This window comes from Kitasatospora sp. NPDC051164 (assembly GCF_044455625.1).
Taxonomy (GTDB): Bacteria; Actinomycetota; Actinomycetes; order Streptomycetales; family Streptomycetaceae; genus Kitasatospora.
Genome location: NZ_JBITFB010000062.1, coordinates 15,529 through 30,383, shown reverse-complemented (window position 1 = coordinate 30,383; position 14,855 = coordinate 15,529). Strand labels below are relative to the sequence as shown.

At 67.6% G+C, this 14,855-nt stretch carries 11 protein-coding genes and 3 pseudogenes; 2 read left to right on the top strand and 12 right to left on the bottom strand.

Going from position 1 to position 14,855, the window contains the following annotated elements; genetic code table 11:
* Window positions 1-941 precede the first annotated feature (941 nt).
* The 5 genes and pseudogenes from ACIBEC_RS45355 to ACIBEC_RS45335 form a co-directional block, all read right to left on the bottom strand.
* Entirely contained in the window at window positions 942-1,925 is a 984-nt protein-coding gene (locus ACIBEC_RS45355; protein WP_396290684.1) for a hypothetical protein, read from the bottom strand.
* A 230-nt stretch (window positions 1,926-2,155) separates the two neighbouring features.
* Window positions 2,156-3,043 (bottom strand): S8 family serine peptidase, encoded by an 888-nt coding sequence (locus ACIBEC_RS45350; protein ID WP_360509082.1) that lies wholly within the window; start codon window positions 3,041-3,043, stop codon window positions 2,156-2,158.
* 1,135 nt (window positions 3,044-4,178) lie between these two features.
* Window positions 4,179-4,520, bottom strand: coding sequence for a hypothetical protein (locus ACIBEC_RS45345; RefSeq protein WP_360509084.1), 342 nt, complete (start codon window positions 4,518-4,520; stop codon window positions 4,179-4,181).
* A gap of 569 nt (window positions 4,521-5,089) precedes the next feature.
* Window positions 5,090-5,836 carry a hypothetical protein gene (locus ACIBEC_RS45340; protein ID WP_360509086.1) on the bottom strand — a complete coding sequence of 249 codons (747 nt, stop codon included), beginning with the start codon at window positions 5,834-5,836 and terminating at the stop codon, window positions 5,090-5,092.
* 246 nt (window positions 5,837-6,082) lie between these two features.
* Window positions 6,083-6,332: pseudogene (locus ACIBEC_RS45335) on the bottom strand (transposase family protein); the annotation flags it as partial.
* 13 nt (window positions 6,333-6,345) lie between these two features.
* Here ACIBEC_RS45335 and ACIBEC_RS45330 point away from each other — a divergent pair.
* Together ACIBEC_RS45330 and ACIBEC_RS45325 are read left to right on the top strand one after the other, a co-directional pair.
* Window positions 6,346-6,486 carry a hypothetical protein gene (locus tag ACIBEC_RS45330; protein ID WP_360509088.1) on the top strand — a complete coding sequence of 47 codons (141 nt, stop codon included), beginning with the start codon at window positions 6,346-6,348 and terminating at the stop codon, window positions 6,484-6,486.
* Window positions 6,487-6,594: 108 nt separating this feature from the next.
* Window positions 6,595-7,254, top strand: a complete 660-nt coding sequence (locus ACIBEC_RS45325) for a tyrosine-type recombinase/integrase (protein ID WP_360509090.1) — start codon at window positions 6,595-6,597, stop codon at window positions 7,252-7,254.
* On the opposite strand, the gene ACIBEC_RS45320 is transcribed toward ACIBEC_RS45325, so the two are convergent.
* From ACIBEC_RS45320 to ACIBEC_RS45290, 7 genes and pseudogenes are all read right to left on the bottom strand, one after another.
* The gene (locus ACIBEC_RS45320; RefSeq protein ID WP_360509092.1) at window positions 7,211-7,933 is read right to left on the bottom strand and encodes an SAVMC3_10250 family protein; all 723 of its coding nucleotides are present in this window, start codon (window positions 7,931-7,933) and stop codon (window positions 7,211-7,213) included. The genes ACIBEC_RS45325 and ACIBEC_RS45320 overlap by 44 nt on opposite strands.
* A 114-nt stretch (window positions 7,934-8,047) precedes the next feature.
* Window positions 8,048-9,031, bottom strand: a complete 984-nt coding sequence (locus tag ACIBEC_RS45315; protein ID WP_360509093.1) for a GNAT family N-acetyltransferase — start codon at window positions 9,029-9,031, stop codon at window positions 8,048-8,050.
* Between the two features lie 134 nt (window positions 9,032-9,165).
* Window positions 9,166-10,419 (bottom strand): IS256 family transposase, encoded by a 1,254-nt coding sequence (locus ACIBEC_RS45310; protein ID WP_360509095.1) that lies wholly within the window; start codon window positions 10,417-10,419, stop codon window positions 9,166-9,168.
* Window positions 10,420-10,733: 314 nt separating this feature from the next.
* Window positions 10,734-11,090, bottom strand: coding sequence for a hypothetical protein (locus tag ACIBEC_RS45305; protein WP_360509097.1), 357 nt, complete (start codon window positions 11,088-11,090; stop codon window positions 10,734-10,736).
* A gap of 451 nt (window positions 11,091-11,541) precedes the next feature.
* Window positions 11,542-11,847: pseudogene (locus ACIBEC_RS45300) on the bottom strand (YihY/virulence factor BrkB family protein); the annotation flags it as partial.
* 487 nt (window positions 11,848-12,334) lie between these two features.
* Window positions 12,335-14,239, bottom strand: a complete 1,905-nt coding sequence (locus tag ACIBEC_RS45295) for a Helicase associated domain protein (RefSeq protein WP_360509098.1) — start codon at window positions 14,237-14,239, stop codon at window positions 12,335-12,337.
* A gap of 134 nt (window positions 14,240-14,373) precedes the next feature.
* Window positions 14,374-14,616: pseudogene (locus ACIBEC_RS45290) on the bottom strand (DEAD/DEAH box helicase); the annotation flags it as partial.
* Window positions 14,617-14,855 lie beyond the last annotated feature (239 nt).

Below are 14,855 nucleotides of genomic sequence, written 5' to 3'. Positions count from 1 at the left end.
GAGGCCCTGCTTTCATGCACGGCAGTCGCCACGGTCACCCGATCGAGACTCCCGTTCGACCGACACTCCTCAAGATCGGAACGACAACAACCACTCACCGATAAGCCCAGCTCAGACACACCACTCCTGGTCACAACCAACGAGCGCGGGCAGGAAGGCACCGACGCGTCACTGGCCGCGCGGCGAACTGGTAGGTCCGCAGCTCTTGAGCTCATCCGTCTAATCGGGGGACTCGACTGGCTCCGGCAGTGAGCCGGCTGGCCCGGCCCGGCGCGATGCCCCGGGCCGAGCGGTGGCCGCGCGAGTCGGGCCCGCTGGCCGCCAATGTCGCACGGAGCCGACTCGCTACCACCCCCAAATACCGGCGCAGGCGCCGCAGACGTAGCTGGACCCGCAGACGTCGACGTACTGCGACTGCTGCCAGTTCCACTGCTTGCAGCAGTCCTGGCACGTCATGACAAAGCCGTAGCAGGATGTATTGGTGAACCCCTGGGCGCCTTGGCATTGCGCAGGGTAGGCCTGGGGCACGATGCTGGACGCGGAGGACCGCAGAATCGGACTGCTCGGTCCCGGCGTCGGCGGGCTTCCGGACGTCGGCAGCACGTCAAATCCTGGCGTGGCCATGGCATTCTCCTTACAGGTGGTGTTCAGTTGCGTTCAGACGCAGGCGTAGCAGACCTCCCGTCCGGCCCGTGCGAAGCACTTGAAGCAATCTTCGGTCCCGGGGACGGCGCAGGAGAGGGCACATCCGGCGACTGTGCCAGCGCAAGCCAGCCAGTCCCAGAAGCCGCAGCCCTGGGCGACTATTACCTCGCCCCGGTCGGTGAACTGGTCCTTGACTGGCGGGTTCGGCATGTGCACGGCACCTCGGGTTAGCGCGGCCTCGGCGGAAAATCGTGGTGTGGTCATGATGGGCTCCGTTGCGGATTGGCCCAGCAGGGTCACCGCTCGTAGTAGGGCGAGAGTTTGGTGACGAGGAACGGAAACTCCTCGGTGACGTCCACGCGGACGAAGTGCTTCTCGGTCACGTCCGTCCGCCGGTTCGTGTAGGAGAAGATCACGTCCATGATGTTCCGCGCGCCGCCCAGTCGGGAGGGCCGGACCTCGACCCCGCTGAGGGCCGCTTCTGCCGCATGGGCCTCGGCTGTCTTCGCGTAGATGCCGTGGTAGCGGACCGCGAGGTAGTTGAGGGCTCGGTGTTCGTCGGTGGCACCGGCGTTGTCCGCCAGCTGCCCGATGATGTCGAAGAGCTCGCCAGCTGTCGCCCGGAACGCGTCCGCGGACTGATTGTCAGGACGTGGGATGCCTTCAATGAGTTCTTCACGGCTGAACGAGTACAGCTGGTCAAAGGCAACCATCGGCACGGTCAGCCCGCCACACATCTGCGGCGGGGCACTGGGACCGAGCAGGCCGATCACCACGTCGATGTCGTCGCCGTCCGGCTCCGGCCGGACGGCGTCGATCAGGAGGTCGTAGTCCGCAGCGTCCCGGGGCGCCAGGATGTAGGTGTCCAGCCCTTCAACCGTGAACACCCAGCAGATCTGGCGGGCGAGGTATCTGGTGGACCGATCCCCGAGGACCGACCGCATGGCCTGCCTGTCCGTCTTCCCGGCAGTGTCGCTCCGGCCCACCGCCTGAGCGAACTCTTTCTCCACGCCCAGGCCCGGGAAGCGCGGTTCGACCCGCCCTACTGCGTACACGAATGAGACTGAGGTCTTGTCACCGGAGGAGGAACATCCGCCGGTCTGCGCTGGCTGCTCGCCGACGGGCGGCTGCTGCTGCGGGTTGCCCGCAGGCGGCGACGACCCGGTCGGCGGTGGCGCCGACTGCGTCTGCGACATGCGCGTAGGCAGAGGAGGCGGCCCCTCGGCGGGAATGATTTCCCCGACTCCTGCGGATTCAGGGTATTCGGATGCTGGCACCATATTGGATACCTCCTACTGCTCTCTTGGTGGCAACTCTCAGTTCCGCCTGGAGAAGACCATCCACCGATTTAGGAGTTCGGCCCGACGTGAGCAGCCTCCGCACGGTTTGATTCCGACAGTTGAAGTGGCTTTTTTGATCAAATCACCGAGCCCCGTATTCTCGTCGTCAATGAATCCGGGAAGACGCACCCGGTGGGGACGCCTGTCGTCGTTCTTTTGTTCTCTCGCCATCACGAAGCTCTCCTCGACTTTGCCTCAGTCAGCAGCGAGTAGGCCCTCCAGGCGTCCAGGAGCGGCGGTACAACACTGCCGCGGTGTGCTCCACGGCCATGAAGAACGGCATTCTTGATTTCCGCAACGTCGGCTGAGGGAAAGAGCGACCAAAGAAGGGCTGCCGCGCCGGTGACGAAAGCCGCAGCGGCACTGGTGCCACCGGAAACTGGCGGCGGATCGCCCTCGGCGCCAAGGCTGGTGATTTTCTCGCCCGGTCCGCCGATCCCTCGCCGGCCGAGCGCGCGCCCGAGGTTGGTGTAGGCGCTCGGCCGACCATCGAGATTGAACGCGGCGACCGGCAAGACCCAGGGATGGCGGGTAAGAGCGCTGGTACCCAGTGTTCCCTGATTTCCTGCGGCGGCGACGACCAGGACGCCGTGCTCGGCCGCGTGGTCGAGCGCGGCGTGGAGTCGCGGCTGCTGGATCGTGGAAGGATAGGTGGATCCGACGCTGAGGTTGATGATGCGTGCGCCGGCGTTGATGCATTCCAGGAGGGCGGACGCCAGCTCATCGACAGTGGTGCCTAGACGGCTTCGGTCCTCCCCGGTCGTGTCTGTGAAGATCGGACGGACCAAAAGCGTGCAGTTCGGGCAGATCGCGGGAGCCTCTCGGCCACGTCGCGCCGCGAGGATTCCGGCGGTGAACGTCCCGTGACGGGAGGCCGCGCCGACGGCTCCGGGTGGCTCTGGACGTCTCATCAGCCCGGGAAGTCTGCGCACACTCTCGGTCGCTAGCTCGGGGTGACCCTGCGGGACGGGTCCGTCCAACAGGGCCACGACGACCTGACGGCTTCCCTCCGTGAGGGTCATCAACGAAGGGAGGCGGACCATCTCCAGAGGCGTCATGGAAATTCCCTACTATGCGGAGGAATACGCGGCCTCGGCTGGTCAAGCAGCGGCAAGAAATGACCGACAAAATCCGCACCTGCTTTAGTGAACTCGCAAGCCACTCAGGCCTGGAGACGGTCGCGACTTCGCGATTACCGCACGCAGGCCCCGTCAAGGTGAAAAGTCTCACGCCGTCCAGGGGGATCATTTCCGGTCCCCCAATCGAGGCCCATCCAATGCTGCTCTATTTCTTTACAATATAACGGCCCGATTTCGGTCACCACTGCATAGGGCGGCTCGGGTTTCAGGTCTAACCGTGAGCGCGCCCGCGGCTGCTACGTGGCCGCTCTTTAGTTCCAGCCTGATTCCGAACCCTTCACCTGTCAAGATATTGGTCTCGCTATCATGGACCGATACGATGACCTGACAGAGACCTGTCGAACCCTCAACAAATCACGGCAACAGGGCTTCTGCTCGCCGACGTCACAATGCGTCATGCCCTCGAGAATTGAGAAGCTCACTTCTGTGCAATCCCAAGAAAAACCGGAGACTGCTCCATGGTGGATCGTCACAACGGGTAGGTCGTCCTGGGTCGCGTCGAGTCGTCCCCGCCCCGTGTGCATCGCGGTGAACGTCACCGCGCCCCCTCTCCCCGCCGTCGGCCTCCCGCGGCCGCCGACCATCCTCCCCTTCCCCACCGCACTCGAACCACCGGCACATCGCGGACGCTGTGCTGCAGGCGGCCGGACCGCTCGGGGGTTCGGCCGGCCGCCCGGTTCCACAGTGCCGCCGCCCGGCTGCTGGTGCAGTCCGGGCTACGCCGACACGGCGTCAGGCAGCGGCAAGCCCACGTGCGGGCTGAGTGGCAGCAGGCCAGCAGAACGGAGCTGACCACCGGCGGTGAATTGCAGACCTGGCCGGCAGCAACTCGGTCGACCCGCGCCGGTGGGCCTTCGCCCCATCCTGGCGCAGGCCTGCGCCAAGCTTCTCCGCGGAGCAGGACGCGCACGTTCCTCGCCGCCGTCGCCCCCGCCCCCGCCCACACGCGGACGAGGTGGGCGGGGCCAGGCTCGCCGTTCCGGGCCGACTCGGTCGGGCATGGCATGGGCGCTATGCCGCGCGGCTCCGGCTGCGGCTGGATGCTGGGACTTGATCAGCGGAAAGGGCCCGAGGGGGCCGGGATCGCGCGGCGGACGAGCGACGCCGCTTCCGCAGGACCCAGCCGAATCTCGTTGAAGCCGACGGTCAGGCAGTAGCAGATGAGCCAGTGCATGACCGCAATCCGGCGCAGCTCCACGGGTGCCTCGCGCCACAAATCCGCGACGGCCTCCGCACCCCGCTCCCTGTGGGCAAGCCGCATCGACGGGACAAGAGAGACATCGGGCTGGGCTGTCCGCGCGTTGCGGCGCAGCTGGTCCGCGGCTTCGGGTGGCGGAAGCCCGTAAGCGGGCCGGGCGACCAGGGGGGCGTACAGCAGGTGAACGCCTTCCCACATGGCCTCCTCGCCTCGCCTCGCCGCTCCAGCTCCGCAACCAGCCAGAGCCCCGCTGCCGGGCCGGCGGTGGCGACCGTGTCCTCAACGGCAGTCTCGACGACGTCCTGGAGCTGGAGACCGGAGCTGCTCATCCTGGGACCGTACCCGACCACCGCCCCAGGTCCGCGCGCTTGGTGGTTCCTGGCCGCTCGGCAGCGGAACATCGTCTGCCCTGGAACGGCCGGGGCGGGATCGCCCGGCCCGTCGAGGGTCAGGTCAGGTAGGCGGCTACCGTGTCGGCCGAAGCCCCGGTAGTCCCGGCGCCACTCGTGCAGGTGCGCGGCGACGGCGTCCAGGACCATCCAGTCTTCGTCTCGTCGTCTTCGTCGTCCCGGGGTCGGCCAGCTACCCAGCTGAATGAGGTTGGTGGCCTCGTACGTTCCCAAATTCAACGACGCATGCGGATCGGGCCCGCGTCCCGCTCCGCATGCTCAACCAGGCCGCCGGCCTCACCGACGCCCGCGGCCTGTGCCGCTCCGGCGCCCATGCCTCCCAGCCTGCACACCACCCGCAGCAGAGCCTTCATGCTGCTACCAGGTTGCGCAGGAAGAAGCGCGGTCATTCCAACCGAAAGGGTTCAAGCTCTGAACCGCTTCGAAGCCAGTCCCGGCAGGTATGGTGTGATAGAAGAACGGCCCCCCGAAGTTAATGTCATCGGACAATTGCATGACTGTGACTCCGCCCTGCATCGTGAAGGACGAAATCTTGTCGTTCCAATCGCCGAAGAACCCCATGGTCTCGCTCAGCAGGTTCCAATAGCCGCGATTCTGGTTCGCAGCAATTGACCACCCTCTGGTGTTGTCATCCTGGTACCATATTGTTCCGCCAAAGTCACTTAGCTGGATGTGGGTGAAATCACGATACTTCTCGAAGTATGCGAATTGTAGCCAATCAGCCATGAGGTCTCGGTCGTCGACGACAAGCATATGATCGGAATCCGGCGACGTGAAAAAGTGGAGCTCTTGGCCGTTGAAGCGCGTGATGTCCTGCGGCTCGTACCAGGTGCCGTGGAGAACGAATGGCACCTCCGGAACGACGTGCTTTATGCTCGATACGACCTCTGGGCGAGGGTGGCGCCGCAGCTTCCGAAAGTCCGGCTGAGGACCGTCGACCCACTTGTGGACCTTTACCTCTTCCTTCAGTATGGATAGGGCATCCTCAAGGGACGAGACCCCCTCCGCCTTAAGGTCTGCGAGGCCGTCCTCTATCTCTGCATCGCCTTTCACAATGGCCCTAAGGAGTTCTAGGGCATTGTTTTTTTTCGACTCCTGACTCATGGTTCCTCCTTGAAGTATACTGAGATGGGTGCCACCTTCAGCACCGATCACGATATGTGAATCCACCCATCGCACGGCAATTCTAAGTGCCTTCCTGCGCACTATGCCTCTCCACCAGAGAAGCACAGGAAGGCACTTAGTGAAACTCGGATGACTTGTCACCGAATCAACTACCGTAGGTGCCTACTAAAGGTTGTCCCGTTATTGATCTTTGGTGTACCGGTTGGCGGGTCGGCCGGTTGTGCGTCAGCCGGTGAGCGCGAGGTTGTGCAGGCGTGCGATGCCGAGGATGGCACGGTGGACGCCGTCGCCCTTGAGGCGGCAGTCACGGAGGATCTTCCAGGTCTTCATGCGGGCGAAGGTGTGCTCGACGCGGGCCCAGGGCGCGGCGGTGGCCGACGTTGTGGTGCTCTTTCCAGTCGCCCAGGATCTCGTCCTTGTGCCAGCGGTAATGCGGGATGAGCAGGCCGGTGCCGCGGTAGCCGCCGTCGGCGATCACTGTGGGCGCCGTGCCGTGTCGGCGGTCGCGCAATTCCCCACGGGACGGGGGCCTGCTCCGGCGGATCTACATCCACCTGGCCAACAGCTGGCTCTCCGAGCAGTACCTGCAGGCCAGCGACGCCATCGACGCAGACCGGACGGCCGTCTGATGAGCCGGGCCCGCGCCGCAGCCCTGCCAATCGTGCGCCCGGACCTCGTCGAGTACTACCTCGCCCACCGGGCCGCCCAGGGCATGAACGGATGCGACGGTGGGGTGAGTGGCCGACCACAAACGGCGGCACGTCGAACGCTACCGGCAGTGGCTGCTGGAACGACCGGCCGCCCGCGGCGGGCCCCTGCACCGGCACACCGTCCGCGATCGGCTGAGCAAGCTCCGCGGGTTCTTCCGCCGCCTGGACGAGTGGGAGGCCGACGACCGGCCACTCCGCCAGCTGGTTTTCGACAGCGACTTCCCGATCGCGGACGAGCCGCTGCCCCGTTTCCTCGACGACGCTGCTGCCGCCAAACTGCTGGCCGCCGCCCGCCAGGACCCCGATCCGTTCGCGCGGCTGGCCATCGAGATCCTTGCCCGCACCGGAATGCGCCGCAGCGAGATGCTCGGTCTCGCAATCGACGCGGTGGTCCAGATCGGCTCCGCCTACTGGCTGCGTGTCCCGGTCGGCAAGATGCACACCGACCGCTATGTCCCCCTGCACCCGCAGCTGAAGACGCTACTGGACGACTGGCTGCTGCACCGGCCCGAGGGCCTACGGTCGAACCTGCTGTTCACCGACCACGGCCGCCCGGTCAACGCTTCCCGCATCGAGCAGGTTGTCCGCATGGCTGCGGAACGGGCCGGCCTCGGCAGGGTCACGCCCCACCAGCTCAGCTTGCTCAGGGACCGTAGGCGTGCTCCACGTACAAGGGACTGGCGATGATTAGTCGCGCAGTGTCGGGCCACTCAGTCGCGATCTCGAAAGTCACCCTGGCGTATCCGGACATGCGGCTGGCCATCTGCGAGGGCAGGCTGTCATCAATCTCGTCCAGCAACCACGACATGACACGTGTGGCGCTTGCGGGCCCGAGTGAGGGCCGCCTGGCGAGGCCCAAGAACTCGATCAGCCCCATGGGCAACGAAGGTGGAACCCGCAGTTGGCGTTCAGAGGAGGGATCCGCTTGGATCGCACCCACCAGGTGTTCAGGAGAACCATGCAGCAGCAGGCGGGGCTGGGAAGCATTCCAGAGTGCCTGCGGCTGCCAGAAGAGCAGAGCTGGCTCACAGAACGGGGGGCCTGCAGGTTCGTCTCCCAGTGGTTCCACCACCGGTTCCACGACCCTGTAGTTCAAGCGTGCGTCGAACCGCACCCACTGTCCAGGTTCCGGCCGCCCCTCGAAGTACCAGGCAGGCCGTGGACGCAAGCCCGTGATGTGGCGGAGGGCCTTGGCCAAGTCCGGGTGCTCAGAAGCAGTCTGGCGATCAGCCATCGTGACCTCGAACTCCCCTAACCCCATCGGAGCCTTGGCGCTCAACTTGTCGAACCCCGGCCAACGCCTGGACCTCTTGAGCTCGTAGAACTGCTCAAGCTTTCGGTTGGACAAATAGATCAGTTCACGCATGCCCCTGATGCTGATGGCAGAGGACGTTCGGTGACAAGGGCCTTGCCATCAGCCGAGTACTCAGAGGAATTGTCAAATCCTGTGGACTGATCAGACCGCCCGAGGGCTGGTCGGTCAAGCAAGCGGCTTGCGATAGCGGACGTGCTCGTTCTGCCGCTGGAACCCCACGCTCTCGTAAAGGTGGTAAGACCGGTGCGGATTCGCCGTGCCCGTGAACAGCCGGGCGGTCGTTGCACCCTGCTCACGAAGGCTTCGCAGCCCGTCCAGTAGCAGGGCCCGGCCGATTCCGAGGCGTTGATGGTCCGTCCGGACACTCAGCTCTTCGATCTCGCCCACGGTGTGGTCGTGGCGGCGGATGGAGCAGAGGGCGACGCCGACCATGTCCTGCCCGTTCCATGCAGCCCTCCAGCATGCCGAGTCGGCGGTGTCGACGAAGTCCTGGAACGGCCATTTCTGAGTGAAACCGGCATCCGCATACGAATCGACGACCGTCCGCCAGGCTGCACGGTAGTGGCTTGGCCCGATCGGTCCCGTCCGTATCCCGGCCGGCAGTTCGCTGTCCCCCTCGGGCAGCTGCTGCAGATCGCCCAATTCCATCTCGACCAGGCTGAAGACACGTCGGTAGCCCGCTGCCAGGAGGAGGGCGGTGGCGTCCTGCTCGGAGACCAGAGCGTTCGCGCCGATCACTGCCGTCCGAGTCGTTCCATGCTGTTCGACGAGCTGGCGGATCCGCTCGTCGGCCCAGCTCAGCATGGCTGAGCCGATGCCTTGGCGGCGATGCTGGGGCAAGAGGTAGCCGCGGTGCAGGTAGAGCCACGTATCGTCCCGCTCTTGCCACCACCGGATCGTCGAGTAGCCGACGACGCTGCCGTCGTATACCACCAGGGTCTGGTTCTTGGACGGCTCCTCCAGCTTGGCCGAGGCTTCGGCGATCTCGGCTGCTGTCGGGAGCCCTTCCACAACCGAATGGGCATCGACCCCGTCCTGTTCGGCACACCCCAGCCGCACCGCGGCCATGGCGCCGTGGTCTTCGCTGCCGCGATACGGCCGGAACCCGAAGCCGACCGGAAGGTCCTGTCCTGGCGTGTCATCCGACATGACCGGATGGTCTCCAACTTCGAGGCAGGTCCGCCACCCTATTCATGCCGCTGTCGTCTGCGGCCGTTCAACGAGTTGGCCGCGTTCGAAGCGGGCCCCGGTGCGGACGAGGGCGACAATCGGTTGACGTGTGATCAGGCTGCCGTGGCCTCCTCCCGTTCGACCAGGACGCCGTTCTTGAACTCGGCTCCGGAGCGGACGAGGGCGACGACGTGGGCTCCGGTGATCGCGCGCCAGCGAGCCTGGGCGGACTCGACCAGCTTGAACACCATGGCCAGGGCCGCGGCCGGGCTGCCGGCCCCGCGGGTGACCTTGGTTCGCAGCTTGACCGTGGAGAACGTCGACTCGATGGGGTTCGTGGTCCGCAGGTGGATCCAGTGCTCGGCCGGGAAGTCGTAGAACGCCAGCAGCTCCTCCCGATCCTCGGTGATCTTCGCGACGGCCTTCGGCCACTTCGTCCCGTAGGTCTTGGCGAAAGCGTCGATGGCCTTCTCCGCGTGCGCGCGGTCCTCGGCGTTGTAGATCTCCTGCATGGCCTTCTTTGCGCCCGGCTGTGCGGACTTCGGCAGGGCGTTCGTAATGTTTCGGGCCTTATGGACCCAGCACCGCTGGTGGCGGGCGGCCGGGAACACTTCGGCCAGGGCCCGCCACAGCCCCATCGCACCGTCGCCGACGACGAGTTCGGGGTCGCGCATGCCCCGGCGGCGGCAGTCGCGCAGCAGGTCAGCCCACGACTCGGTCGACTCCCGCAGCCCCTCCGCGAGCGCGATCAGCTCCTTGGTGCCATCCAGCCGCACCCCGAGCAGCACCAGCACGCACGAATGCGCCTGCCCGAGGGGGACTTTGGGGTGCACGCCGTCGGCCCACACGTAAACGAAGTCCCGGTCCGAGAGGTCGCATTGCTGGAAGGCAGCGTGGTCTTCGCCCCACTGCTTGGTCAGCCGGATCACCGTCGCCGGGGACAGGCCGGCCGCGGAGCCGAGGAACTGCTCCAGCGCGGGCACGAAGTCACCGGAGGACAGGCCGTGCAGGTAGAGCAGCGGCAGCACCTCGGAGACCTTCGGGGACTTGCGGCACCACGGCGCCAGGATCTTCGAGGAGAACCGCTGGCTCTCGCCGGTGGCCTCGTCCACGCGGCGGTCGTTCACCCGCGGCGCGGTGACCTCGACGGGGCCGGCGGCGGTGACCACGGTCCGCCTCCGGTGGTGGCCGTTGCGGACCACCAGCCGGTGCCCGCGCTCGTCCCGCTCGGCGGCCAACTCGGCTATGTACTGGTTGACTTCGGCCTCCAGCGCGGCGGCCAGCATCCGGCGGGCACCCTCACGGACGATCTTGTCGATCAGGGAGCCGGACTCGGTGGAACCCTCGGAGGTGACTACGCTGAGCACGGGTGTACCTTCCCGACCCGCGCTGCGAACGCGGGCCTACTCGGTGACCTTGCGGATCATTCGGGAAGGTACGCCTTCCGCATCCCGCCCGGGGCTGATCCACAAGTCCTGAGCATTGCTCCGTTACTCATCACCAGCCTTGCGTTCGTCAGCGTCGGCCGCCACCGGATCCCGGTGGGCCGGAGCACCCCGCCAGCCGCGTTGCAGCCCGAAAGCTGAAGCGACCGAATTTGCCCCTTGGAGGAAAGCACACTCATGGCGACCACGGTCGGTAGCCTCGTAGATCGTCAGGATCAGGAACCCAGATCACCCGATCACAGCCTCCTACCAGTAAAGGCGGCGTACGGGTCGGTACCGGCGCTCTGGTTGACCGGGGCCGGGCTGTAGGAGCCGCCGCTCGCGGTGGCGAAGCCGGCCGGCGCGGCCGGGCCGCCGATGGTGCCCCCGGTCGCGGTGACCGTGGTGGCGCCGCTGACGAGCGCGGCCTGACTGTTCGTCGAGTCGACCAGGATGTCGCCAGTGACGTGAATGCTGCCGGGGTGGACGTACAGGGCGTCCGCGGCACTCGCATTGAGGACGCACAGACTCGCCGCACACGCGCTCGCGGCCCGGGCATCCTCCGACGGACCGGTCACCACCCAGACCAGCGCCGACACAAGGACCAGGAGCACGGAACAGACCGGGAACGGCAGACGGCACCGCCTGCGGGCACGCAGGTGCCAGCTCGCGCCCGGACGGACCCGCCCCGACGCCCGGAGCCCGCCGGGACGCCGTACCAGCGCCGCATCGGCCGGTCCCCGGTCTCCGCCTCCACGCCGACCGGCGCCTGCCCGGGCGATGCCTGAACCCGTGGCGAAGCCCGCCGCAACGCCCACCACTCTCCGCATGACCCCAAAAGGTACCAATAGCGCTATATCGGGCGCATGTTGCACCACCGCGTGGCCCGCGCCGGCTCTCCTGCGTGGCGTGCGCTATCGCGTTCGCGGTGCTCTGGTCCTCACGGCCCGGACCTGTCGCGTCACTCACGACCCATCCCTCCTCACCTCTGGCGGCTCACATGGGCGCTCTCGCGCCTGTCCGTCCCGCGCGAGCTCATCCAGACCGTCAAGGAAGAGGGCCGGGTCAGCTTCGACTGCCGCCGCCGCCTTCGTCGGGCCACTTGCGAGTGTCCCGGGGCGGCACGTAGGGCTCCTGGGAGGCGGGCATGCCGCCCTCGATCGCCCGCTCACGGGCCAGCTCGGCATCGAACTCCAGCCCGAGCAGGATCGCCAGATTGGACAGCCACAGCCAGACCAGGAACACGATCACCCCGGCCAGCGTGCCGTAGGTCCTGTTGTAGGAGCCGAAGTTCGCCACGTACGCGGCGAAGCCGCCGGACAGCGCCAGCCACAGCCCCACGGCCAGCACACTGCCCGGGGAGATCCACCGACGAGTTTCTGATCGCAATATCTCCCACGGTTTCGGTCAGCAGCCCCCTTCCTTTCGGAGGCCCGCCGTAGCCTTGGTTAGGCAAAAGACAGTGTTCTGACCTTGCGCTGCGTGGGTCCGGGCGAGGTTCAGACACAGGCTCTACAGGAGGAGCCACATGAGGGCCCCACGGAAAGCACCACGGCCGTGGCCATCCCGCAGCTGGCGAGCCCCGCCTTCTCGCGGGCACTCGTGCACCCGTGCAACACCGAACGCCCCCGCCGAGCCGCCGACGGCACCCGCAGCGCTCCCGGGGGGACCGGCCCGCACCGACCTCGCCGAAGGGGTTGTCGGCATTTCCCGCCCGCCCAAAACGGCACCTGACATGCGGTGATGCCGTGCCGGGCCGGATCACCATGCACTCACAAGACCACCAGCTAGACGTCCCCCAAGACCACTCACAAAACGCGGCCCCGCGGGTCAGGTCAGCTGCTGGTTGCGGGGCGGGTCAGCCCATCACGGTCTCGGCATGGCGCGTGAGCGCATCCAGGAGCGCGGTCTGCTGGTCGGTCAGCTTCCCGTCGGTGCGGGCCCCCGCCTGCTTGCGTAGCCAGGTGCCGGGCCGGAAGGCGGGGTCGTCGCCGAGGCCGGTGCGGTTGGCGGGGCCGTCGAGGGTGCCGCCGGCGGCGAGGTAGGTGAGCAGGCGGCGGTAGGAGCGGTTCCAGTCCGGTTCCAGGCGCCACAGTTCGTCCAGCGCGTCGAGCTTCGCCACCTGGTCGGCGCCGAGGTTCTCGGCTTTGCGTTGGCGGCGCATCCACGCCCCGACCGCGTAGTCGTCGAGCTTCTCGGTGGCGGGGATCGCGAGGTGGCCGTGGTGGGCGGCCCAGGCGCGGGCGTAGGCGTGGCCGCGTTCCCAGGCGTTGGCGTGCTTGGACCAGATCATGCCGAGCGCGTCCAGCTCGGAGACGCGGGCCGGGCCGAGCAGGTGCTGGCCGTTGAGGTGGCGCTGGCGGTCGAGCCAGGAGATCAGCTCCGCGTGGCGGGTCTTGTCGGTGGGGTCGAGGTGGCCGTGCTCGAGGTGGAACCTGGCGGCGACCGCGTGCATGCGCTGCCACTCCACGGCCCGCGGGTTGAACGCCCGCAGCTTCACCGTCTGGAGGATGGCGCCGGCGTGACGCCGGGCGTCGATCCGCAGCCAGTCCACCGGCGACTCGACCGGCGCCGGCTGCTGCTCGCCGTCCCCAGCCTCGGCGGCCGTGCCGTCCTCCGAGGCCGTGGTGGTGAGCAGGGCCGGCTGGGCGCGGTGGGCACGCAGCTCGGTGATCCGGCCCACCACCCGGGCGTCGTGCGCGGCGAGTGCCCGCAGGACGCGCCAGATCGTGCGAAACGACGAGGCTTCGATCTCGGTGTCGGCCTCGTCCTTCATGGCCGCGCCGGCGTCGTGGACCTCGGCCGGGTCGGCGGTGGCGGTGTCGTCGCCGACCTCGGGCGAGGGGAGGTAGACGGGGATGATGACCCAGCTGACTTTGCCCTGCCGGTAGGACTGGCGCAGCGCCCGGCCGACCGCCTGGACGATGTCGATCACGGACGACTTCGGGTCCGCGAAGCACACCGCATCCACCGCGGCGACGTCGATCCCCTCCGTCAGCAGCCGGGAGTTGCAGATGATGCAGCACTGTTCGCCGTCCTCGCCGGTGGAGGCCTTGAAGGTGGCGAACGCGGCCCGCCGGTCCCTGAGACGGTCGGCGCCGGCCACGGCGAGCGCGGTCAGCCGTTCGGGACGGTCCGCGTCCTTCAGCAGGGCGGCGGCCGTGGTCAGGGTGTCCGCGAACTGCCGCGCCCCGGACACCCGGGAGTGGAACGTGATGACCCGGCGCAGGTCGAGGTCGACGACCGCGCGCAGCACCACGACCTGCAACGCGAGGCGCAGCAGTTCCTCGTTGGAGCGTTGGGAGCGCAGGTCGGCGACGGCGGGCAGGCTCAGCAGGTCGTGCAGGTCTTCGTCGGTGACGACGGGGACCAGGACGCGGTAGTCGGCAAGGTAGCCGTGCTCGATGCCCTGCCCGAGAGTCCAGGTGAACACGGTTTTGCCGTAGATCGTCTCGTCGTCCATGGAGCACAACGCGGGCAGCCGCTGCGCACCCTCGCTGTCGGCACCGTCGGCGCCAGCGGGGCCGCCGAGGTCGGCCAGGCCGTCCTTGGCGGCGCGGTCGTCGGCGATCCGCGGGGTCGCGGTGAAGTACAGCCGCCGCACGGCAGGGACCTTGGCGTCGGCGTGCACGGCCGCCCACGCCTTGCCCTCGGAGCCTGCGGTGCGGTGGGCCTCGTCGACCACGACCAGGTCCCAGGCCGGGAGGCCGCACAGCCGGTGGGCCTGGACGATGCGTTCCAGGGACGCGTAGGTGGCGTACACGGTGACCGGCTCGCCCGGCCGCGCGGCGGCGACCAGGTCCGCGATCCGCGGGGCCTTGGTGGTGACCTGGGAGTGGACGCGGCCGCCGGCCTCCGCGCTCTCCAGCGCCTCCTCCCGGGAGACGCCGCCACCGCCAGGCCCCGGCGCCCGCCGCGCAGCGACCAGGACTCCGCGGTCTGATCCAGCAACTCGATCGTCGGCACCAGCACCAACACCCGGCCACGCGCGGCCAAACGCCGCGCGCAGCCTGCGGCGATCAGCGTCTTCCCGGAGCCGGTCGCCGCCACCACCGTCGCGCGGCCGCCGTCCTTCACCTCGCGTACGGCGGCCGCGACGGCGTCCTTCTGGAACCAGTGCAGCGGCAACGGGTTCACCATGCCGGTCGGCTGGGCCGGGAGCGGCGGTACGGCCTAGGCGCGCAGTCCGGCCGGCACGGTCTGCTCGGCGGTGGCGGTGGTGGTCTCCACGACGGTGCTGCTCCTTCGGATGCTGAGACGGCGCCTCGGGGCGGGCGGGGCTGTGGCAGGGTCAGCGCGGGCGGCCTCTCCCCGGGGCCAGGTCATGGATGGGGAGAGGCCGCCCTGTGACTGAGCGCTTCAGTTGGCGAGTTGAGTAG